22 protein-coding genes, 3 tRNA genes and 1 pseudogene are annotated in these 20,164 nt (G+C 71.4%); 4 read left to right on the forward strand and 22 right to left on the reverse strand.

Annotated features, from left to right (window positions below):
- From PLP61_RS04185 to rplJ, 5 genes and pseudogenes are all read right to left on the reverse strand, one after another.
- Positions 1–193, reverse strand: a pseudogene (locus PLP61_RS04185) (DNA-directed RNA polymerase subunit beta); the annotation flags it as partial.
- Between the two features lie 107 nt (positions 194–300).
- Positions 301–3,765 carry a DNA-directed RNA polymerase subunit beta gene (gene rpoB, locus PLP61_RS04190; protein WP_324500664.1) on the reverse strand — a complete coding sequence of 1,155 codons (3,465 nt, stop codon included), beginning with the start codon at positions 3,763–3,765 and terminating at the stop codon, positions 301–303.
- A gap of 237 nt (positions 3,766–4,002) precedes the next feature.
- Positions 4,003–5,352: an aspartate aminotransferase family protein gene (locus PLP61_RS04195; RefSeq protein WP_324500666.1), complete on the reverse strand. Its 1,350-nt coding sequence runs from the start codon at positions 5,350–5,352 to the stop codon at positions 4,003–4,005.
- Positions 5,353–5,466: 114 nt separating this feature from the next.
- Entirely contained in the window at positions 5,467–5,856 is a 390-nt protein-coding gene (gene rplL, locus PLP61_RS04200; protein WP_324500668.1) for a 50S ribosomal protein L7/L12, read from the reverse strand.
- Positions 5,857–5,905: 49 nt separating this feature from the next.
- Entirely contained in the window at positions 5,906–6,526 is a 621-nt protein-coding gene (gene rplJ, locus PLP61_RS04205; protein WP_324500670.1) for a 50S ribosomal protein L10, read from the reverse strand.
- Positions 6,527–6,846: 320 nt separating this feature from the next.
- Here rplJ and PLP61_RS04210 point away from each other — a divergent pair, with 320 nt between their 5' ends.
- Positions 6,847–7,845 carry a DnaB-like helicase C-terminal domain-containing protein gene (locus tag PLP61_RS04210; RefSeq protein WP_324500672.1) on the forward strand — a complete coding sequence of 333 codons (999 nt, stop codon included), beginning with the start codon at positions 6,847–6,849 and terminating at the stop codon, positions 7,843–7,845.
- A 4-nt stretch (positions 7,846–7,849) separates the two neighbouring features.
- Here the strand turns inward: PLP61_RS04210 and rplA are convergent, their stop codons facing one another.
- From rplA to PLP61_RS04235, 5 genes are all read right to left on the reverse strand, one after another.
- A complete protein-coding gene (gene rplA, locus PLP61_RS04215) occupies positions 7,850–8,569 on the reverse strand; it encodes a 50S ribosomal protein L1 (RefSeq protein ID WP_324500674.1) in 720 nt (239 codons plus the stop codon).
- Between the two features lie 91 nt (positions 8,570–8,660).
- A complete protein-coding gene (rplK, locus tag PLP61_RS04220; protein ID WP_324500676.1) occupies positions 8,661–9,089 on the reverse strand; it encodes a 50S ribosomal protein L11 in 429 nt (142 codons plus the stop codon).
- A 33-nt stretch (positions 9,090–9,122) separates the two neighbouring features.
- Positions 9,123–10,031: a transcription termination/antitermination protein NusG gene (gene nusG / locus PLP61_RS04225; RefSeq protein ID WP_324500678.1), complete on the reverse strand. Its 909-nt coding sequence runs from the start codon at positions 10,029–10,031 to the stop codon at positions 9,123–9,125.
- Between the two features lie 62 nt (positions 10,032–10,093).
- Positions 10,094–10,333, reverse strand: coding sequence for a preprotein translocase subunit SecE (gene secE / locus PLP61_RS04230; RefSeq protein ID WP_324500680.1), 240 nt, complete (start codon positions 10,331–10,333; stop codon positions 10,094–10,096).
- A 36-nt stretch (positions 10,334–10,369) separates the two neighbouring features.
- Positions 10,370–10,442, reverse strand: a tRNA-Trp gene (locus tag PLP61_RS04235).
- Positions 10,443–10,569: 127 nt separating this feature from the next.
- Here PLP61_RS04235 and PLP61_RS04240 point away from each other — a divergent pair.
- The 3 genes from PLP61_RS04240 to PLP61_RS04250 are packed head-to-tail and all read left to right on the forward strand — an operon-like array spanning position 10,570 to position 13,453.
- Positions 10,570–11,814 carry a pyridoxal phosphate-dependent aminotransferase gene (locus PLP61_RS04240; RefSeq protein WP_324500682.1) on the forward strand — a complete coding sequence of 415 codons (1,245 nt, stop codon included), beginning with the start codon at positions 10,570–10,572 and terminating at the stop codon, positions 11,812–11,814.
- The gene (locus PLP61_RS04245; protein ID WP_502888942.1) at positions 11,811–12,848 is read left to right on the forward strand and encodes an adenosine deaminase; all 1,038 of its coding nucleotides are present in this window, start codon (positions 11,811–11,813) and stop codon (positions 12,846–12,848) included. Before PLP61_RS04240 ends, PLP61_RS04245 begins: the two co-directional genes overlap by 4 nt.
- On the forward strand, positions 12,845–13,453 hold the full coding sequence (locus PLP61_RS04250; protein ID WP_324500686.1) for a DUF4190 domain-containing protein: 609 nt from the start codon (positions 12,845–12,847) through the stop codon (positions 13,451–13,453). The genes PLP61_RS04245 and PLP61_RS04250 overlap by 4 nt, the downstream gene beginning before the upstream one ends.
- 175 nt (positions 13,454–13,628) lie before the next feature.
- On the opposite strand, the gene PLP61_RS04255 is transcribed toward PLP61_RS04250, so the two are convergent.
- From PLP61_RS04255 to PLP61_RS04310, 12 genes are all read right to left on the reverse strand, one after another.
- Positions 13,629–14,672 carry a UDP-N-acetylmuramate dehydrogenase gene (locus PLP61_RS04255; RefSeq protein ID WP_324500688.1) on the reverse strand — a complete coding sequence of 348 codons (1,044 nt, stop codon included), beginning with the start codon at positions 14,670–14,672 and terminating at the stop codon, positions 13,629–13,631.
- Positions 14,665–15,081 (reverse strand): MaoC/PaaZ C-terminal domain-containing protein, encoded by a 417-nt coding sequence (locus PLP61_RS04260; RefSeq protein ID WP_324500690.1) that lies wholly within the window; start codon positions 15,079–15,081, stop codon positions 14,665–14,667. Before PLP61_RS04260 ends, PLP61_RS04255 begins: the two co-directional genes overlap by 8 nt.
- Positions 15,078–15,479, reverse strand: a complete 402-nt coding sequence (locus PLP61_RS04265; RefSeq protein WP_324500692.1) for an FAS1-like dehydratase domain-containing protein — start codon at positions 15,477–15,479, stop codon at positions 15,078–15,080. Before PLP61_RS04265 ends, PLP61_RS04260 begins: the two co-directional genes overlap by 4 nt.
- A 25-nt stretch (positions 15,480–15,504) precedes the next feature.
- The gene (locus PLP61_RS04270; RefSeq protein WP_324500694.1) at positions 15,505–15,780 is read right to left on the reverse strand and encodes an acylphosphatase; all 276 of its coding nucleotides are present in this window, start codon (positions 15,778–15,780) and stop codon (positions 15,505–15,507) included.
- Between the two features lie 108 nt (positions 15,781–15,888).
- Positions 15,889–16,059, reverse strand: coding sequence for a 50S ribosomal protein L33 (rpmG, locus tag PLP61_RS04275; RefSeq protein ID WP_324500696.1), 171 nt, complete (start codon positions 16,057–16,059; stop codon positions 15,889–15,891).
- 45 nt (positions 16,060–16,104) lie between these two features.
- Positions 16,105–16,178: transfer RNA gene (locus tag PLP61_RS04280), tRNA-Met, on the reverse strand.
- A gap of 43 nt (positions 16,179–16,221) precedes the next feature.
- Positions 16,222–16,294: transfer RNA gene (locus PLP61_RS04285), tRNA-Thr, on the reverse strand.
- A 112-nt stretch (positions 16,295–16,406) separates the two neighbouring features.
- Positions 16,407–17,810 carry an amidase gene (locus tag PLP61_RS04290; RefSeq protein WP_324500698.1) on the reverse strand — a complete coding sequence of 468 codons (1,404 nt, stop codon included), beginning with the start codon at positions 17,808–17,810 and terminating at the stop codon, positions 16,407–16,409.
- A 9-nt stretch (positions 17,811–17,819) separates the two neighbouring features.
- Positions 17,820–18,404 carry a DNA-3-methyladenine glycosylase I gene (locus PLP61_RS04295; protein WP_324500699.1) on the reverse strand — a complete coding sequence of 195 codons (585 nt, stop codon included), beginning with the start codon at positions 18,402–18,404 and terminating at the stop codon, positions 17,820–17,822.
- Positions 18,401–18,694: a DUF1905 domain-containing protein gene (locus PLP61_RS04300; protein WP_324500701.1), complete on the reverse strand. Its 294-nt coding sequence runs from the start codon at positions 18,692–18,694 to the stop codon at positions 18,401–18,403. The genes PLP61_RS04295 and PLP61_RS04300 overlap by 4 nt, the downstream gene beginning before the upstream one ends.
- On the reverse strand, positions 18,691–19,662 hold the full coding sequence (locus tag PLP61_RS04305; protein ID WP_502888944.1) for a pirin family protein: 972 nt from the start codon (positions 19,660–19,662) through the stop codon (positions 18,691–18,693). Before PLP61_RS04305 ends, PLP61_RS04300 begins: the two co-directional genes overlap by 4 nt.
- A 37-nt stretch (positions 19,663–19,699) precedes the next feature.
- Positions 19,700–20,164: GNAT family N-acetyltransferase (locus PLP61_RS04310; protein ID WP_324500705.1), on the reverse strand; the 465-nt coding region annotated here is incomplete at its 5' end.

Below are 20,164 nucleotides of genomic sequence, written 5' to 3' on the forward strand. Positions count from 1 at the left end.
ACTTGCCGCAGTAGCACTCCCAGTCCCGGGTGGGGCCGAAGATCTTCTCGCAGAAGAGCCCGTCACGCTCGGGCTTGAGGGTGCGGTAGTTGATGGTCTCCGGCTTCTTGACCTCGCCGTGGCTCCACGTGCGGATGTCCTCCGCGGTGGCCAGGCCGATCCGAAGCTGGTCGAAGAAGTTCACGTCGAGCACGATGGCTGCAATCCTTCGGTTCTGTGTCTCAGGGGGTTCACGTCAGGGAATGAGGGCTCCGGCGGGGCCGGCCGGGCCGTACGGCGAACCGGCCCGCCGGAGCTGCCTCACACTTCTTCGACCGAGCTGGGCTCGCGCCGTGACAGGTCGATGCCGAGCTCCTCGGCCGCCCGGAAGACGTCCTCCTCGGCGTCCTTCATCTCGATGGCCGTGCCGTCCTGGGACAGCACCTCCACGTTGAGGCAGAGCGACTGCATCTCCTTGACGAGGACCTTGAAGGACTCGGGGATGCCGGAGTCCGGGATGTTCTCGCCCTTCACGATCGCCTCGTAGACCTTCACCCTGCCCGGCACGTCGTCGGACTTGATGGTGAGCAGCTCCTGGAGGGCGTAGGCCGCGCCGTACGCCTCCATCGCCCAGACCTCCATCTCGCCGAACCGCTGGCCGCCGAACTGGGCCTTCCCGCCCAGGGGCTGCTGGGTGATCATCGAGTACGGCCCGGTCGAACGGGCGTGGATCTTGTCGTCGACCAGGTGGTGCAGCTTGAGGATGTACATGTAGCCCACCGACACCGGCTCGGGGAACGGCTCGCCGGAGCGACCGTCGAAGAGGGTCGCCTTGCCGCCCTCGCCGATCATCCGGACGCCGTCGCGGTTGGGCAGCGTCGAGCCGAGCAGCCCGGTGATCTCGTCCTCGCGGGCACCGTCGAACACCGGGGTCGCGACCTTGGTGCGCGGCTCGGCCCGCTCGGCGTGGATGTCGATCAGCCGCTGCTTCCAGTCCGTCGGACCGTCGTCGGCGTGCAGGTCGATGTCCCACCCCTGGTTGGCCAGCCAGCCGAGGTGGAGCTCCAGGATCTGGCCGATGTTCATCCGGCGGGGCACGCCCAGCGGGTTGAGCACCACGTCGACCGGGGTGCCGTCCTCCATGAACGGCATGTCCTCGATCGGCAGGATCTTGGCGATGACACCCTTGTTGCCGTGCCGTCCGGCGAGCTTGTCGCCGACCGAGATCTTGCGCTTCTGGGCGACGTAGACCCGGACCAGCTGGTTGACGCCGGGCGGGAGCTCGTCGCCGTCCTCGCGGTTGAACTCACGCACCCCGATCACCGTGCCGGACTCGCCGTGCGGCACCTTCATGGAGGTGTCGCGCACCTCGCGCGCCTTCTCGCCGAAGATCGCCCGCAGCAGCCGCTCCTCCGGGGTGAGCTCGGTCTCGCCCTTCGGGGTGACCTTGCCGACCAGGATGTCTCCGGTGGTGACCTCCGCGCCGACCCGGATGATGCCGCGCTCGTCGAGGTCGGCGAGCAGGTCGTCGCCGACGTTCGGGATGTCGCGGGTGATCTCCTCGGGGCCGAGCTTGGTGTCGCGGGCGTCGACCTCGTGCTCCTCGATGTGGATCGAGGTGAGGACGTCCTCCTGCACCAGGCGCTGGGAGAGGATGATCGCGTCCTCGTAGTTGTGGCCCTGCCAGGGCATGAACGCCACCAGCAGGTTGGTGCCCAGCGCCATCTCGGCGTCGTCGGTGCACGGGCCGTCGGCGATCGGCGACCCGACCTCCAGCCGGTCGCCCTCGCTGACCAGCGGTCGCTGGTTGATGCAGGTTCCCTGGTTGGAGCGCTTGAACTTCGCCAGCTTGTACGTCGTGTAGGTGCCGTCGTCGTTCATCGCCTCGATGACGTCGGCCGAGACGCGTGTCACCGCGCCCGGCTTGTCGGCCACCACCACGTCGCCGGCGTCGACCGCGGCGCGGAACTCGATGCCGGTGCCGACCAGCGGCGAGTCGCTCTTGATCAGCGGCACCGCCTGGCGCTGCATGTTCGCACCCATCAGCGCCCGGTTGGCGTCGTCGTGCTCGAGGAAGGGGATGAGGGCGGTCGCCACCGACACCATCTGGCGCGGGGAGACGTCCATGTAGTCCACCTCGGCCGCGGGGACCGCGTCGACCTCGCCGTGACGCTGGCGAACCAGCACCCGCTCCTCGACGAAGGTGTTCTGCGCGTCCAGCGGCGCGTTGGCCTGGGCGATGACGTAGCGGTCCTCGTCGTCGGCGGTGAGGTAGTCGACCTGGTCGGTGACCCGGCCGTTCTCCACCTTGCGGTAGGGGGTCTCGACGAAGCCGAAGGGGTTGATCCGGCCGTAGGAGGCCAGCGACCCGATCAGCCCGATGTTGGGGCCTTCAGGGGTCTCGATCGGGCACATCCGGCCGTAGTGCGAGGGGTGGACGTCACGGACCTCCATGCCGGCCCGGTCCCGGGACAGGCCGCCGGGGCCCAGCGCCGACAGCCGGCGCTTGTGGGTCAGCCCCGCGATCGGGTTGGTCTGGTCCATGAACTGGCTCAGCTGGGAGGTGCCGAAGAACTCCTTCAGCGCCGCCACCACGGGCCGGATGTTGATCAGGGACTGCGGGGTGATCGCCTCGACGTCCTGGGTGGTCATCCGCTCCCGGACGACACGTTCCATGCGGGCCAGGCCGGTGCGCAGCTGGTTCTGGATCAGCTCGCCGACCGTCCGCATGCGGCGGTTGCCGAAGTGGTCGATGTCGTCGGGAGAGATCTCGAGGGTGCCCTGGGCGGTCTCGAGCTGGGTCTGGCCGTCGTGCAGCGCCACGATGTAGCGGATCGCCGCCACGATGTCGTCGACGGTCAGGGTCTGCTGGTCGAAGGCCTCGACCAGGCCCAGCTTCTTGTTGATCTTGTAGCGCCCCACCTTGGCCAGGTCGTAGCGCTTGGGGTTGAAGTAGTAGTTGTTCAGCAGCGTCTGGGCCGCCTCGCGGGTGGGCGGCTCGCCCGGGCGCAGCTTGCGGTAGATGTCGAGCAGCGCGTCGTCCTGGCCCTGGGTGTGGTCCTTCTCCAGGGTCAGCATCATCGACTCGTACTGCCCGAACTCCTCGCGGATCTGGTCGTTGGTCCAGCCGAGGGCCTTGAGCAGGACGGTGACGTTCTGCTTGCGCTTGCGGTCGAGCCGGACACCGACCATGTCGCGCTTGTCGATCTCGAACTCCAGCCAGGCGCCCCGGGAGGGGATCAGCTTGGTGGTGAAGATGTCCTTGTCGGAGGTCTTGTCAGCGGTGCGCTCGAAGTACACGCCCGGGGACCGCACCAGCTGCGAGACCACGACGCGCTCGGTGCCGTTGATGATGAAGGTGCCCTTGGGGGTCATCAGCGGGAAGTCGCCCATGAAGACCGTCTGGCCCTTGATCTCACCGGTGTCGTTGTTGGTGAACTCGGCGGAGACGTAGAGGGGCGCGGAGTAGGTGAAGTCCTTCTCCTTGCACTCGTCGACGGTGTACTTCGGGTCGTAGAAGACCGGGTTCTCGAACGACAGCGACATCGTCTCGGAGAAGTCCTCGATCGGGGAGATCTCCTCGAAGATCTCCTGCAGACCGGACTTGCGCGAGACGTCCTCCCCAGCGGCGAGGCGGCGCTCGACCGAGGCCTGCCAGGCCTCGTTGCCGACCAGCCAGTCGAAGCTGTCGGTCTGGAGCGAGAGGAGCTGGGGGAGCTCGAGGGGTTCGGTGATCTTCGCGAACGAGATGCGGTGCGGGTTGCCAGAGGTGCTGCGCGCGGCCAAGAGGTGTCCTTCGAGGGTCGCTCTGGGGGAGGCGCCGCCCACCACCCCCGGGCCGCCGGACAGGCCGGAGGGCATTTGAGAGCAGGCGCAAGGACCGAGGATAGCCTAAGTGGGCACGCGCCACAAACCCGGGGCGTGGTCGCGCCGGTCGTGGACCGGCGCCCTCGCCGGGCGCTTCGCACGATCATGGACGCCGATCCGCCCGAGGTCAAGCGACCCGGCCGGGAGGCAGCGGGTTCAGCCGGTGGTGGCCGCGTCGGCGACGGTCAGCGCGTGGTCGAGGATCTCCAGCCCGCGACGGGCGTCCTGGTCGCTGATGGTGAGCGGCGGGACCACGTGGATCCGGTTGTAGTTGACGAACGGCAGCAGCCCCTCGGCCTTGCAGGCGGCCACGGTCGCGTTCATCACCTCCGACGTCCCGCCGTACGGCGCCAGCGGCTCGCGGCTGGCCCGGTCACGCACCAGCTCGACCGCCCAGAAGACCCCCGTGCCGCGGACCTCACCGACCGACGGGTGGGTCCGGGCCAGCTCGGCCAGCACGGGCCCGAGGACCTCGCGACCGAGCCGGGCGGCGTTCTCGACGATCCGCTCCTCGTGCATCGTCTCGATGGTGGCCACCGCGGCTGCGCAGGCGAGCGGGTGACCGGAGTAGGTGAGGCCTCCGGGGTAGACCCGGTCGTCGAAGGTCGCGGCGATCGGCCCGTTGAGGACCACTCCGCCCAGCGGGACGTACCCGGAGTTGACGCCCTTGGCGAAGGTGATCAGGTCGGGGACCACGTCGCCGTGCTCGAGACCCCACCAGGTGCCGGTCCGCCCGAACCCCGTCATCACCTCGTCGGCGATGTACACGATGCCGTGGCGGCTCGCGAGCTCGCGGACCCCGGCGAGGTAGCCCGGGGGCGGCGGCATGATGCCGGCGGTGCCCGGGATGCTCTCGAGGATGATCGCCGCGATGGTGTCCGGCCCCTCGAGCGCGATGACCTGCTCGAGGTGCTCCAGCGCCCGCTGGCACTCCTCCGCCTCCGTGGTGGCGTGGAACGGGCTGCGGTAGAGGAAGGGGCCGAAGAAGTGCACCGTGCCCGCGCTCCCGTGGTCGCTGGCCCAGCGTCGCGGGTCGCCGGTCACGTTCACCGCCAGGTGGGTGCCGCCGTGGTAGGACCGGTAGGTCGAGAGGACCTTCACCCGCCCGGTGTGCAGCCGGGCCATCCGGATCGCGTGCTCGTTCGCGTCGGCCCCGCCGTTGGTGAAGAACACCTTGTCCATACCCTCGGGGGCCAGCTCGGCGACCAGCCGGGCGGCCTCGGAGCGGGGGGCGACTGCGGTCCCGGGCGCGATCGTGCACAGCTGCGCCGCCTGCCGCTGCACCGCGGCCACCACCTTCGGGTGCTGGTGGCCGATGTTGGTGAACACCAGCTGCGAGCTGAAGTCGAGGTACTCCCGCCCGTCGCCGTCCCAGACCCGGGAGCCCTCCGCGCGGGTGACCACCATCGGCGCGAAGCGGGCTTGGGCGGACCAGGAGTGGAAGACGTGCGCCCGGTCGAGGCGGTAGGTGCGGGCGGCGTCGGTCTCGGTCACGGTGTCGGTCATGCCGGGCATGCTAGCCCGCGAGCCCGGGCCCGGACATGGCACGAGCGGCCACCCCCGGCTGGGGGTGGCCGCGCGAGCGGTGCCGGGGCCGTCAGCGGCGGCCGCCGGCGAGGGTCACTTGAGGGTGACGGTGGCGCCGGCGCCCTCGAGGGTCTCCTTGGCCTTCTCGGCGGCGTCCTTGGCGACACCCTCGAGCACGGCCTTGGGGGCGGCCTCGACCAGGTCCTTGGCCTCCTTCAGGCCGAGGGAGGTCAGGGCGCGCACCTCCTTGATCACGTTGATCTTCTTGTCGCCGGCGGCCTCGAGGATCACGTCGAACGAGTCCTGCTCGACGGCCTCCTCGGCGGGCGCGGCACCGCCGGCGGCCGGAGCGGCAGCCATCGCGACGGGGGCGGCGGCGGTGACCCCGAAGGTCTCCTCGAACTGCTTGACGAACTCGCTCAGCTCAATGAGGGTCATCTCCTTGAACGCGTCGAGCAGCTCGTCGGTGGTGAGCTTCGCCATGGTGGCGGTTCCTTCCGTTGTGCGGCCCGGCTGGGCGGGCCGGGGTTTCTCAGGTGGTGGGTGCTTCGTCCTCGGCAGCGGCCTCCGCCGGGGCGGCGGCCTCCGGGGCCGGCGTACCGGCACCACCTGCGAGGGACTCGGAGTTGTCCTCCCCTGCGTCGGCACGCTTCGCCTCCAGGGCGCCGGCGAGCCGGGCGACCTGCGAGAGCGGGGCGTTGAGCAGGTAGACGGCCTGGGACAGCGACGCGAGCATGGCGCCCGCGAGCTTGCCCAGCAGCACCTCGCGCGACTCGAGGTCGGCCAGCTTGGCGACCTCCTGCGCGTCCAGAGCCTTGCCGTCCAGATAACCGCCCTTGATCACGAGGGCGGGGTGTGCCTTGGCAAAGTCACGCAGGCCCTTGGCCGCCTCGACCACGTCGCCGTTGATGAAGGCGATGGCGGTCGGCCCGTTCAGCAGGTCGTCGACCCCGTCGACACCCGCCTCCCTGGCAGCGATCTTGGTGAGCGTGTTCTTGACCACGGCGTAGGTGGCGTTCTCGCCGAGGGAGCGCCGCAGTTCCTGCAGCTGCTTCACGGTGAGACCGCGGTACTCGGTCAGCACAGCCCCGGCGGACCCGTTGAACGACTCAACGATCTCCGCGACGGCGGCTGCCTTCTCTGGCCGCGCCATGTGGTCTCCTTCCGGACTTCTGACGACCACCGGACCCCGGAGAAGACGAACGCCCCGGGCGCAGGCCCAGGGCGAGGAGGTGGCACCCACGCCTGGGGCGAGGTGCGTTCCGTGCTCTGTCACCTGCGCCGGCCGTCCGCCTCCGCGGAGCCTTCGGTCGCACTGCGGGCAGCACGACAACCGGCGGTCTGTGGTTTCGGGTGGACTGTACGCCGGGGCGTCGGCGTACCCCAAATCCGCGGGGGCCCCCGACCGGTTGCTGCCGGCGGTTTCCGGCGTTCGGCCCCGGGGGGTGGTCCAGTCATGTTGGAATACCAGGCGTGGATCTCGACGTGAGCTCGCTGAACAGCGTGCTGAACGAGGTGGATGCCAGGCTGCGGGCGGAGACCGGTCCGGCCCGCATGTGGCCCACCGGGTTCAGCGCGCTCGACGACGTGCTCAGCGGAGGCCTGCGCGGCGGCAACCTGATCCTGCTCACCGGCGCCCAGGGGCTGGGGAAGACCACGCTCGCGGTGCAGATGGCCCGCAACGCGGCCCGCTCGGGGCGGCAGGTCCTCTACTTCTGCTACGAGCACGACGCCCAGTCGATCCTCGAGCGGGTGCTGGCCCTGGAGATCGGCGAGCAGAACGACCCCCAGGCGGCCAACCTGGTCCGGGTCCGGCAGGCCTTCGAGGGTGTCGACAACGGTCTGGGCGGGCTGGCCGAGCGGATGGCCTACGTCCGCGGCGCGATCCCTGCGCTGGAGCGGATCATGGACTACTCCGACCGGCTCCACGTCCACAACTCCAGCGGCAACACCACCTCGCTGACGGTGATCACGAACGCCGTCGAGCAGGTCTGGCGGCAGACCGGGGAGGCCCCGATGGTGGTCATCGACTACCTGCAGAAGGTGAAGGTGGACGGCGGCTCCGACGTCGAGGACGAGCGGGTCACCGTGGTCGTCGAGCAGCTCAAGGACCTGTCCCTGGACGCGAAGGTCCCGGTGCTCTCGATCGTCGCCGCGGACAAGGAGGGGCTGGAGACCGGCAAACGGCTGCGCGCCCAGCACCTGCGGGGGTCGACCGCACTCGCCTACGAGGCCGACGTGCTGCTGGTGCTGGCCCACAAGTACGACGTGATCGCCCGCCACCACCTGGTCTTCGACGCGGGCCAGGCCGAGCGCTACAAGGACTGGGCGGTCATCTCGGTGGAGAAGAACCGCAACGGCCGCGACGGCGTCGACCTGGAGTTCCGCAAGCGCTTCGACCAGAGCCGCTACGAGGAGGACGGCCAGCGGGTGGCCGAGAAGCTCATCGACGAGCGGATGTTCGTGGAGTGAGCGGTCAGGCGGGGACGTCGTCCTCCGAGGCCACGTTGCGGGTGCGGTTCGGGTCCACCTGGACCCCCGGGCCCATCGTGGTCGAGACGGTGACCTTCTTGACGTAGCGGCCCTTGGAGCTGGCGGGCTTGAGCCGCAGCACCTCCTCGAGCGCCGCGGCGTAGTTCTCCGCGAGCTTGACCTCGTCGAAGGACACCTTCCCGATGATGAAGTGCAGGTTCGCGTGCCGGTCCACCCGGAACTCGATCTTGCCGCCCTTGATGTCGGTGACCGCCTTGGCGACGTCGGGGGTGACGGTGCCGGTCTTCGGGTTCGGCATCAGGCCACGAGGGCCGAGCACCCGGCCGAGCCGGCCGACCTTGCCCATCATGTCCGGGGTGGCGACGACCGCGTCGAAGTCCAGCCAGCCGCCGGCCACCTTCTCGATCAGCTCGTCGCCGCCGACGACGTCCGCGCCGGCCTCACGCGCCGCCTCGGCCTTCTCGGCGGCGGCGAAGACCAGGACCTTGGCGGTCTTGCCGGTGCCGTGCGGGAGGTTGACGGTGCCGCGCACCATCTGGTCGGCCTTGCGGGGGTCGACACCGAGCCGCATCACCACGTCGACGGTCTCGTCGAACTTCTTGGTGCTCGCGGACTTCGCGATGCGGATCGCCGCCAGCGGGGCGTGCACCTCGTTGCGGTCGAACGACGCGGCGGCCGATCGGTAGCTCTTGCTGCGCTGCATGACTGGTTCTTCCTTCTTCCAGGGTGTGGTCGGTGCGGGCCAGCGCGGCCCTGCCACGGTGTGTCGGCCCGGGGCGGTTGCCCCGGAGGGGTCAGTCGACGGTGACGCCCATGGAGCGGGCGGTGCCCTCGACGATCTTCATGGCGGCCTCGACGTCATTGGCGTTGAGGTCGGGCATCTTGGTCTGGGCGATCTCGCGCACCTGGTCCTTGGTCAGCTTGCCGACCTTGTCCTTGTGCGGGACGCTCGAGCCCTTCGCGAGCCCGGCGGCCTTCTTGATCAGCTCCGCGGCCGGTGGCGTCTTGGTGATGAACGTGAACGTGCGGTCCTCGTAGATCGTGATCTCGACCGGGATCACGTTCCCGCGCATCGACTCGGTCTGCGCGTTGTAGGCCTTGCAGAAGTCCATGATGTTCACGCCGTGCGGGCCGAGCGCGGTGCCGACCGGCGGCGCAGGGGTGGCCGCCCCTGCCTGGAGCTGCACCTTGACGAGTGCCGCGATCTTCTTCTTGGGAGGCATTCCTAGGGTCCTTCTGTTCTGCGGTGGGTGAGCTCAGACCTTCTGGATCTGGCTGAAGCTCAGCTCGACCGGGGTCTCCCGGCCGAAGATCTCGACGAGGGCCTTCACCCTCTGGGACTCGGCGTTGATCTCGGTGATCGTCGCGTGCAGCGTGGCGAACGGACCGTCCACGACCATCACCGAGTCCGACACGCCGAAGTCGGCGACCTCGATGGGCTTCTTGGCCGCACCCGCCGACGGCGCGGCGCCGGCGGCGACGGCCTCGGCCTCGGCGGCGGCGACCACGGCCGGTGCCAGCATGCTCTCGACCTCCGCCATCGACAGCGGCACGGGCTGGTGGCTGTGCCCGACGAAGCCGGTGACGGACGGGGTGTGGCGGACGGCGGCCCAGGACTCGTCGGTCAGCTCCATCCGCACCAGCACGTAGCCGGGCAGCACGGTGCGCTTGACCAGCTTGCGCTGCCCGTTCTTGATCTCCGCGACCTCCTCGGTGGGGACCACGATCTCGTGGATGTAGTCCTCCATGTTCAGCGAGTGGATGCGGTTCTCGAGGTTGGCCTTCACCCGGTTCTCCATGCCGGAGTAGGTGTGCACCACGAACCAGTCGCCGGGCTTGGCCCACAGCTCCCGGCGGAAGGCCTCCAGGGGGTCTGCGGCGGCCGGCGGCTCCGCGGCCTCCTCCTCCGTCGCGGCCTGCTCCTCGGCCTCGGCGGCCGCCTCGCGCTCCGGGGTCTGGGCCTCCGCGTCCGGGGTCTGGGCCTCCGCGTCCGGGGTCTCGGCCTCCGCGTCCGGGGTCTCCGGGGTGGCCTCGGCGTCCGGGGTCTCCGGGGTGGCCTCGGCGTCCGGGGTCTCTGCCCCGGTCGACTCGCCCTCCACCGCCTCGTCCAGCTCTGGCTGGACCGGCGCGGGGTCGTACTGCTCCGACACGTGTTGCTCCGTCACTCGAGAGGAACTGCCTGGGGTACTGCCTGAAGTTGTCCGCGGGTTTCCGGACCCGGGACCGGCTACGACGCGTTGCCGCCGAAGAGCCAGAAGACGAACTTCCCGAAGGCCAGGTCCAGTGCGGAGACGAACGTCATCATCACCAGCACGAAGGCCATGACCACCACGAAGTAGGTCCCCAGCTGCTCGCGCGTGGGCCACACGACCTTGCGCAGCTCGGCCACGACCTGGCGGTAGAACGTCGCCGGACTGGTGCGCGGCTGGTTCCTGCCCGAGCCACGCACTGCGCTCCTGTCCGACACGTGTGCCGCCTTTCGGTCCTTGGTCAGTCGTCCTTGCAGGGCACGAGGGACTTGAACCCCCAACCTTCGGTTTTGGAGACCGATGCTCTGCCAGTTGAGCTAGTGCCCTCCGAGTCCTCCGCCGTCCCCCCGCGGGCAGGGCGAACCATGTGGAGAACCACCAGTCGTCGAGTGTACGGGCAAGGCCGACGGCTCGTCCAAACGCGTCGGGTCCCCAGGCCCCTACGATGATCGCCATGAGCGACCACCAGCCCGCCTACCGACCGAGCTCCGCGCGCGACCGACGCGTGTCCGGCCGGATCGGCGCCATCGCCGAGTCCGCGACACTGAAGGTCGACGCCAAGGCCAAGGCCCTCAAGGCCGAGGGTCGCCCGGTGATCGGCTTCGGCGCCGGTGAGCCGGACTTCCCCACGCCCGACTACATCGTCGAGGCAGCCGTCGAGGCCTGCCGGGACCCCCGCAACCACCGCTACACCCCCGCGGGAGGGCTGCCCGAGCTCAAGCAGGCGATCGCGGACAAGACGCTGCGCGACAGCGGGTACGCCGTGACCGCGAACCAGGTGCTCGTCACCAACGGCGGCAAGCAGGCCATCTACGCCGCGTTCGCCACGATGCTGGACCCGGGTGACGAGGTCCTCGTGCCCGCGCCGTACTGGACCACCTACCCCGAGGCGATCGGTCTGGCCGGCGGGGTCAGCGTGCCGGTCCTGGCCGACGAGACCCAGGACTACAAGGTCACCGTGGCGCAGCTCGAGGCGGCTCGCACCGACCGGACCAAGGTGCTGCTGTTCGTGTCCCCCTGCAACCCCACCGGGTCGGTGTACACCGCGGACGAGATCCGCCAGATCGGCGGGTGGGCGGAGGAGCACGGGCTGTGGGTGCTCACCGACGAGATCTACGAGCACCTGGTCTACGACGGCGTCGAGACCGGCTCGATGCCGGTGCTGTGCCCCGCGCTCGCGCCGTACACCGTGGTGGTCAACGGTGTCGCCAAGACCTACGCGATGACCGGCTGGCGGGTCGGCTGGATGATCGGGCCGGAGGACCTGGTCAAGGCCGCGACCAACCTGCAGTCCCACGCCACCTCCAACGTCTCCAACGTCGCCCAGCGGGCGGCGCTGGCGGCCGTGTCCGGCGACCTCGGTGCGGTGGCGCAGATGAAGGTGGCCTTCGACCGGCGCCGGCGCACCATCGTGGAGATGCTCAGCGCCATCGACGGGGTGTTCTGCCCGATGCCGCGGGGGGCCTTCTACGCCTACCCGTCGGTGAAGGGCCTCCTGGGCCGCGAGTACGACGGCCGGCTGGTCGACACCTCCGCGGAGCTGGCCGAGTACATCCTGGACCGAGCCGAGGTGGCGGTGGTCCCCGGCGAGGCCTTCGGGTCGCCCGGCTACCTCCGGCTCTCCTACGCGCTCGGGGACTCAGACCTGGTCGAGGGAGTGACCCGGCTGCAGAAGCTCTTCGGCTCCAGGCCCGTCTGAGGGTGCGTGACCTGCGGGCGCTCCCCAAGGCCCACCTGCACCTGCACTTCACCGGCAGCATGCGGCACGAGACGCTGCTGGAGCTCGCCGAGCGGGACGGCATCGCGCTGCCCGACCCGCTGGTCTCGCAGTGGCCGCCACGCCTCTCCGCCGTCGACGAGAAGGGCTGGTTCCGCTTCCAGCGGCTCTACGACGTCGCCCGCTCGGTGCTGCGCACCGAGGACGACGTCCGTCGCCTGGTCCGGGAGGCGGCCGAGGACGACGTCCGCGACGGCGGCCGGTGGCTGGAGATCCAGGTCGACCCCAGCGGCTACGCCGCCCGGTTCGGCGGCATCACGGCGTTCACCGACCTGGTCCTGGACTGCGTGCGGGACGCCACGGCGCGCACGGGCCTCGAGATGGCCGTGGTGATCGCGGCCAACCGCACCCGGCACCCCCTCGATGCCCGGACGCTGGCCCGGCTGGCCGCCCAGTACGCCGGCCGGGGGGTCGTCGGCTTCGGCCTGTCCAACGACGAGCGACGGGGGCGGACCGCGGAGTTCGGCCGCGCCTTCGCGATCGCCGAGCGGGCCGGGCTCTGGCTGGTCCCGCACGGCGGGGAGCTGCTCGGGCCCGCAAGCGTGCGCTCCTGCCTCGACGACCTGCACGCCGACCGGCTGGGGCACGGCGTACGGTCCGTCGAGGACCCCCGGCTGCTGGACCGGATCGTCGAGGCGGGGGTCGCCCTCGAGGTCTGCCCGGTCTCGAACGTGGCGCTCGGCGTCTACTCCGACCTGACCTCGGTGCCGCTGCCGCAGCTCCTCGCGGCCGGGGCCACGGTGGCGCTGGGCGCCGACGACCCGCTGCTGTTCGGCTCGCGGCTGGCCGGCCAGTACGCCACCATGCGCGCCGCGCACGACCTCACCGACGGCCAGCTCGCCGAGCTGGCGCGGATGTCGTTGCGGGCCTCCCGTGCCCCCGCGGACCGGGTCGCGGCATGGTCCGCCGAGATCGACGCCTGGCTCACCGCTCCGGATGGGACGATGGGGCCGTGAGCACACCACAGGAGCCGACCAACCCGGCCGAGGAGCCCGCCCCCGGGCCCGACGTGACCCGGCCGTACCCGACCGCCCCGGACCCCGGGTACGGGCAGCCGCCGTACGGGCAGCCGCCCGCTCAGCCGGGATACGGCGCCCCGACCGGGCAGCCGGGGTACGGGCAGCCGCCGTACGGGCAGCCGCCGTACGGGCAGCCGGGGTACGGGCAGCCGGGTCCCCAGCCGCCGTACGGGCAGCCGCCGTACGGTGAGCCGAGCGGGCAGCCGGCGTACGGCGCACCCGTGCCGCCCGGCTACGCGCTCCCGGCCGCACCCGACCACCCGAACGCCAACACGGCGATGGTGCTGGGCCTGGTCGGCCTGGTCGGCACCTTCGTCTGCGGGATCACCATCTTCCTGTGCCCGTTCGCGTGGGTGTTGGGCGCGCGGGTCAAGCGTGAGATCGACGCCTCCGGCGGCACGCTCGGCGGCCGGGACAAGGCGATGGTCGGCTACGTCACCGGCATCATCGGCACCGTGCTGCTGGTGCTCGGCGTACTGGCCCTGGTCGCTTTCCTCGGGCTGGTCGTGGTGACCGGCTCCTCGGGCAGCTCCTACTCCTGACCCGTCACGCAGGAGGCGGGCGCGGTGCGGCGTACCGCTCCAGGCCGGTCGTCCGACCTGGGACGGGTACCTGTCACTTGTCGGGGGAGGCAACCCGTGCGAAGCGCTGGTTTCCCCGGAAGGGTCCGCAGCGGGGAAACCAGCAGCCACACCAACGAGGCCACCACCGGCCAGGTCACAGGGAGCAGCCGAGGAGCACCGGCTCGTTGACCAGGCGTACGCCGAACTCGCGGGCCACCCCGTCGCGCACCTCCCGGGCCAGGGCGAGGAGCTCGGCGGCGGTGGCGCCACCGCGGTTGGTGAGGGCCAGGGTGTGCTTGGTGGACAGGCCCACAGGGCCGGCGCCGTACCCCTTGGTGAAGCCGGCGTGCTCGATCAGCCAGGCGGCGCTGGTCTTGACCGTCCCGTCGGCCAGCGGCCAGCGCGGCGCGGCTTCGGGCAGTCGCGCGGCCTGCTCGGCCGTCAGGACGGGGTTGGTGAAGAACGAGCCCGCGCTCCAGGTGTCGTGGTCCTCGGCGTCGAGCACCATGCCCTTGCCCCGGCGCAGGGCGAGCACCGCCTCGCGTACGTCGGCGATCGGCGCCCGCTGGCCGAGCTCCACCCCCAGGGCGCGAGCCAGCTCCGCGTAGCGCACCGGCGCCGACAGCGTGCCCTGCCGGAGCAGGAAGGTGACCTCGAGGACCACGTAGCGGTCCGGCTCCGCCTTGAAGCGGCTGTGCCGGTAGCCGAAGCCGCACTCGGCGAGGGGGAAGGTGCGTTGGGTGCGGGCGCGGCGGTCCCAGGTACGCACCGACGCGACGGTGTCGGCGACCTCCTGGCCGTAGGCGCCGACGTTCTGGATCGGTGTCGCCCCCACCGATCCCGGGATCCCGGAGAGTGCTTCCAGCCCGGCCCACTCGGAGGCCACGGCCTGTGCCACCAGGTCGTCCCACGGCTCCCCCGCGGCCACCCGCAGGGTGACCCCCCCGCAGGCCGCGAGGGTGTCGCAGTCGTCACGGTCGGCGACCACCCCCCGGGTGGCCACGTGCACGACCGTGCCGGCGAAGCCCTCGTCGCCGACCACGACGTTGCTGCCGCCGGCAAGCACGAGCAGGGGTATGCCGGCCGCGTCGGCCGCACCGACGGCCTCGACCAGCATCCGCTCGGAGTCGGCCTCGACCCAGGTCTGCGCCGGTCCGCCGAGCCGCAGCGTGGTGTGGTCACCCAGCAGCTCAGCCACCGGTCTCGCCTGCGCCCCCGACCCGCACCACCGCTCGCGGCATCCCGAGCACCTTCTGCCCGCCGCAGGTGACCTCCATGGTGAGGGTGGCCAGACCGCCGGCCACCTCCTTGACCGTGCCGGCCACCACGACCTCGGCGCCCCGGTCGTCGTCGGGCACCACGACGGGGTGGGTGAACTTGCAGCCCAGCTCGACGATCTCGGCGTCGCCGGTCCAGCGGGCCACGGCCCGCCCGGTCAGCGCCATGGTGTACATGCCGTGGGCGATCACCCCGGGGAGTCCGACCTCGGTGGCAACCCGGTCCGACCAGTGGATCGGGTTGAAGTCACCGCTGGCGCCGGCGTACCGGACGAGGTCGACCCGCCGCACGGCGAAGACCTGCGGCTCCAGCCGCTGCCCCGGGGTCATGCCTCGCCCCCCCGGTGGACGAGGGTGGCCGTGGCGGTGCAGACCAGCCGGCCGGCGGCGTCGGTGACGTCGCTGCGGGTGCCGATGATGTCGTTGCCGCCGATCTGGCGCAGCGAGGCGACGGTGAGCGAGGCCGTGAGCACGTCGCCGGGCAGCACCGGACGGGCGTAGGTGAACTTCTGGTCCCCGTGGACGACCCGGGACAGGTCGAGCCCGGTGGCGGCCAGGAAGGTGTTCATGGCCGCGATCGCGAGCACGGTGGGGAACGTCGCGGGCGCCGGGCCTCCGGCGTACTCCGCGCCGATGGCGGAGGCGAACTCCCGGATCCTCTCCACCGGGACCGGCAGCGGTGCAGTGGGCGGGAACTCCTGGCCCACCAGCGACTGGTCGATCGACATGGGGACCACCGTATCCGGCCGGGGATCAGTACCGGATCTGGAAGGAGGTGGCTCCGGTCGGTGCCGCGGGGCGGGTGAGCACGTCGCGCACCCGGGCCCCGGAGGGGCCGCGGCGGCACCACGCCACCAGGGCCTGCACCGCCTCCGGGGAGCCTTCGAAGTGGCCCGACACCGAGGTGTCGGGCTCGTTGAGCACCCACCCCGTCACTCCGAGCCGCTGCGCCTGGTCGCAGCAGTACCACCGGAAGCTGACTCCCTGCACCCGTCCGGTGACCCGCACCGCGGTCGCAACCGTGTCCACGGGGTGATTCTGCCGCGCGGGCGGCAGCCGCGTCAGGTCACCACAGGCGCGAAGGGCGGCCACCCCGGTGGGGTGGCCGCCCTTCGGCGGACGTCGGTCGCGCGGGTGTCAGCGGGTCTCGCGGTGCGGCGTGTGCTTGCGGCAGCGCGGGCAGAACTTGGAGAGCTCCATCCGGTCCGGGTCGTTGCGCCGGTTCTTCTTGGTGATGTAGTTGCGCTCCTTGCACTCGGTGCAGGCAAGGGTGATCTTGGGACGGACGTCGGAGGTCTTGCTGGCCACGGGAGTGTCCTTCGCTAGGTGGTGCGGGTGGTGCGGTGTGCGCAGTAGCGGGGGCGGGACTCGAACCCGCGACACCACGATTATGAGCCGTGTGCTCTAACCACCTGAGCTACCCCGCCGCCTGGCCAGCTCCCCGTCGCGGACGACGAGATCCTGACCCAGAGCCCCTTTACGGAATCGAACCGTAGACCTTCTCCTTACCATGGAGACGCTCTGCCGACTGAGCTAAAGGGGCAAGCGACGAGCAAGGATACACACGCCCGAGAGCGGGGATGAAATCGGGGATCGGCGCACCGTCATCCGGGCGGAGCAGACGTCAGCTCTCTCCGTATGAGGTCCTGCAGGGCTCACGCGTCCTGGATCCTCGCCCACGGCTGGGCCTCCTCGAGCGCGTAGGCCAGCTCGAGCAGGGTGGCCTCCTGGCCGGCACCGGCCGCCAGCATCATCCCCATCGGCAGCCCGTCGGCGCTGCGGGCGAGCGGGAGCGAGATGGCCGGGTCCCCGGTGGCGTTCTGGTACGGCGTGAACGACACCCACTCGGTCAGCCGGCCCATCACCGTGTCGAAGTCGTTGGTCGGGTCGAGGTGCCCGAGCCGAGGGGTGGCCGCCGCCAGGGTGGGGCTGAGCAGGACGTCCCAGGTCGCGTAGAACCGCTCGGAGTCGGCGCTGGTACGCCGCAGCCGACGGATCGCGCCGGGGAGCCGGTGCGCGTGGGTGGCGCAGTGCCTGGCCAGGCCCCGCGAGAGGTTGTCCACCCGGCTGAGGTCCCAGGTCGGCCCGAAGGTGACCCGGCCGGTGCGCAGCAGCAGCAGCGAGAGCATCGACCAGTAGAGCGTGAAGTCCTCGACGAAGGACGGCGGAACCGGGGAGTCGACCGGTTCCACGTGGTGCCCGAGACCCTCGAGCAGGGCTGCGGTCTTGTGGGTCTGCTCCACCACCTCGGGGGTGGTCGAGCCGGTGACCGACTGGGTCAGCACCGCCACCTTGAGGCGCGACCGGGTCGGCCGGGTGAGGTCGCCGACCGGCGGCAGCCGCAGGCTCCGGTAGACCCTCTCGGCCTCGCGCAGGAACGCCGCGGTGTCGCGCACCGAGCGGGTGACCACCCCGTCCGCGACGATCTTCACCGGCAGCTGCCTGCCCAGCTTGTCCTGGGGAAGCCGGCCCCGGGTCGGCTTCAGCCCGACGAGCCCGTTGACGGCGGCCGGGATCCGGATCGACCCGCCTCCGTCGTTGGCGTGCGCCACCGGGACGGCCCCGGCGGCCACCAGGGCGGCCGAGCCCGAGGACGAGGCACCCGCGGTGTGCTCGACGTGCCACGGGTTGCGGACCGGGCCCAGCCGCGGGTGCTCGGCGGAGGCGCTGAACCCGAACTCCGAGAGCTGGGTCTTGCCCAGCGGCAGCAGCCCGGTCGCGAGGTACATCCGGGCGAAGTCCCCGTTCTCCTGCTTCCGCGGGCTGTCGAACGCGTCGGTGCCGTGCTGGGTGGGCATCCCGGCCACGTCGACGTTGTCCTTGACGAACGTCGGCACGCCGGCGAAGAAGCCGCCGTGCGGGTCCCGGGCCTCGGCGCGGGCGCGGTCGAAGGCGGCGTACGCCACGGCGTTGAGTGCCGGGTTGACGCGTTCGACCCGGGCGATGGCGGCCTCGACCACCTCGACCACCGAGACCTTCCGGGCCGCCAGGGCGGCCACCAGCCCGACCGTGTCGAGCTCACCGAGGGCGTCGTCAGCGAACGCGTGCACGCGGGTCATGGCGCAAGGCTAGCCACCCGCACAGCCGCGTCGGTGACAACCCGGGAGGTGGTCGTCGACGAGGCCGACCGCCTGCATCAGGGCGTACATCGTGGTGGGTCCGACGAACGCGAAGCCGCGCCTCTTCAGCGCCGTGGACAGCGCCGCCGACTCCGGGGTCGCGGCCGGGATGTCGCCGCTGCGCTGCGGGCGGGCGGGGCGCTCGGGGCGGAAGCCGAGCACCAGCTGCTCAAGCCCGCCGTCCGCGCGCAGCGCCACCGTGGCCCGGGCGTTGGAGACGGCGGCGAGGATCTTGGCCCGGTGCCGGACGATGCCAGCGTCGTCCAGCAGCCGTGCCACGTCGCCCTCGTCGTACGCCGCGACGACGTCGGCCTCGAACCCGGCGAAGGCCCGGCGGAAGGCGGGGCGCTTGCTCAGGATGGTCCGCCACGAGAGCCCGGCTTGGAAGCCCTCGAGCACCAGACGCTCGAGGTAGGCGCTCTCCCCGTGCACCGGCACCCCCCACTCGGTGTCGTGGTAGGTGACGTAGAGCTCCGGCGCCGCGCCCCACGGGCAGCGGGCCAGCCCGTCGGCGCCGACGACCACCTCGCTCACACCAGCACCAGCCCGACCTGCGCGGTGTCCCCGACCTCGAGGTCCTCGGCCTGACGGACCGCCCGCTTCACGGGGAGCACGTAGCACCCCGAGCGGGCGTCCGGGAACACCGAGGTGCGCCAGGTGGTGCCGCCGACGGTGACCTCGACCCGCACCGAGCCGAACCCCCTGGGCGGCCGGGGAACCTCCCGGATCTCCTCGCTCACGTCCGGGGGGAGGGTGAGGAACACCCAGGCGTCGGCGGCGCCGGCCTCCCACAGCTCGGCGGAGAACCGGTGGGCCTCGCTCACCGCCGGGGCCTCAGCCGCACGTGCGGCAGCACCGGCGCCGGGATCGGTGGCAGGTGGTCGCCCACGACCACGCCGAACCGGCCGTCGGCCAGCTCCTGGGAGTCGCCCACCACGCTGCCGTCCCGGGTGATCTGCCGCTGCCACTCCTCGCGGGAGGCCACGATCTCCTCGTGGCTGCGTCCCACGAAGTTCCACCACATGACGATCTCCTCCTCGAACGGCGTCCCGCCGAGGAGCAGCAGCCGCGCCCCCGCGTCGTACGCCGTGAGCACGAGGCGGTCACGACCGGGCGGGAGGACGCCCAGGCAGTGCTCCTTGACCTCCTGCCCGGCCACCCCCACCACGCCCCGGTCGACGAGGACCGCCAGCTCGTAGGCGGGGTCCACGGGCAGCTCCAGCCGGGCACCGGGGTCGAGCAGGATCTCCGCACCGACCAGCGGGCTGAACGTGGGCACCGGCGAGGTCTCGCCCAGCAGGGAGCCGAGGAGGAGCCGCAGGGTCCAGCCCGGCCCGGTCCGCGGCGTCGGCACGTGGTGGGCGAAGGACGGCGCCGAGTGCCGGGCTGCCTCGGGCAGCGCCATCCACAGCTGGGCGCCGTGCAGCACCCGGGTGCCCGGGGTGGACACCTCGGAGTGGCTGATCCCTCGTCCCGCCGTCATCAGGTTGACCTCGCCGGGCCGGACCAGCGCGTGGTGTCCGGCACTGTCCCGGTGCTCGACCTCTCCGGTGAACAGCCAGCTGACCGTCTGGAGCCCGATGTGGGGGTGGGGCGCCACGCTCATCCCCCCGGTGTCCGCGACGTCGTCGGGCCCGTAGTGGTCCACGAAGCACCACGCCCCCACCAGCGAGCGCTCCCGGGCCGGGAGCGTGCGGCGCACCCGCATCGCCCGCGGCCCGCCGAGCGGCACCTCGCGGGGCCAGATCACCTGGACGCCGGGAGGCGCCGCGTCCTCGTCCACGCCCTCCATCATCGCCCGGCCGTCAACCGGTCCCGCTCGGGTGGGTTCACGGTGCCGCGCCCAGCGCGGCGAGCTCGGCGCCGTCGAGGCGGAAGTGGGTCCACTCGTCCATCCCGCGGGCCCCGCGCGCCTCGTAGAAGTCGATGGCGCTGCGGTTCCAGTCCAGCACCCACCACTCCAGCCGCCGGTAGCCCCGCAGCACGCACAGCCGGGCGAGCCTGCTGAGCAGCGCGTGCCCGATCCCGGCCCCGCGGTGCCCGGGCTCGACGAAGAAGTCCTCCAGCCACAGGCCGCGGTGCCCGCTCCAGGTGGAGAAGGTGACGTACCAGAACGCCATCGCGACCAGCCGCCCGTCGACCTCGGCGACCTCGCAGAACCCGGCCGGCTCTCCCTCGGCGGGGAAGAGGATCGCCTGGTAGCCCGCCTCGGTGGCCTCGACGGCGTCGGGCTCCTTCTCGTACGTCGCCAGCTCGCGCACCAGGCGCAGCAGCTCGGGCACGTCCGCACGCAC

Origin of the sequence: Nocardioides sp., assembly GCF_035429765.1 — a bacterium.
Taxonomy (GTDB): domain Bacteria; phylum Actinomycetota; class Actinomycetes; order Propionibacteriales; family Nocardioidaceae; genus Nocardioides.

What these genes read in the sequence shown, in the direction of transcription:
- rplL (WP_324500668.1), bottom strand. Translation starts at nt 5,856, where the DNA reads ATGGCGAAGCTCACCACCGACGAGCTGCTCGACGCGTTCAAGGAGATG.
- PLP61_RS04305 (WP_502888944.1), bottom strand. Translation starts at nt 19,662, where the DNA reads ATGGAGGGCGTGGACGAGGACGCGGCGCCTCCCGGCGTCCAGGTGATC.
- PLP61_RS04195 (WP_324500666.1), bottom strand. Translation starts at nt 5,352, where the DNA reads ATGACCGACACCGTGACCGAGACCGACGCCGCCCGCACCTACCGCCTC.
- PLP61_RS04290 (WP_324500698.1), bottom strand. Translation starts at nt 17,810, where the DNA reads ATGACCCGCGTGCACGCGTTCGCTGACGACGCCCTCGGTGAGCTCGAC.
- rplA (WP_324500674.1), bottom strand. Translation starts at nt 8,569, where the DNA reads ATGCAGCGCAGCAAGAGCTACCGATCGGCCGCCGCGTCGTTCGACCGC.
- PLP61_RS04265 (WP_324500692.1), bottom strand. Translation starts at nt 15,479, where the DNA reads ATGTCGATCGACCAGTCGCTGGTGGGCCAGGAGTTCCCGCCCACTGCA.
- rplJ (WP_324500670.1), bottom strand. Translation starts at nt 6,526, where the DNA reads ATGGCGCGGCCAGAGAAGGCAGCCGCCGTCGCGGAGATCGTTGAGTCG.
- PLP61_RS04260 (WP_324500690.1), bottom strand. Translation starts at nt 15,081, where the DNA reads ATGACCCCGGGGCAGCGGCTGGAGCCGCAGGTCTTCGCCGTGCGGCGG.
- rplK (WP_324500676.1), bottom strand. Translation starts at nt 9,089, where the DNA reads ATGCCTCCCAAGAAGAAGATCGCGGCACTCGTCAAGGTGCAGCTCCAG.
- PLP61_RS04240 (WP_324500682.1), top strand. Translation starts at nt 10,570, where the DNA reads ATGAGCGACCACCAGCCCGCCTACCGACCGAGCTCCGCGCGCGACCGA.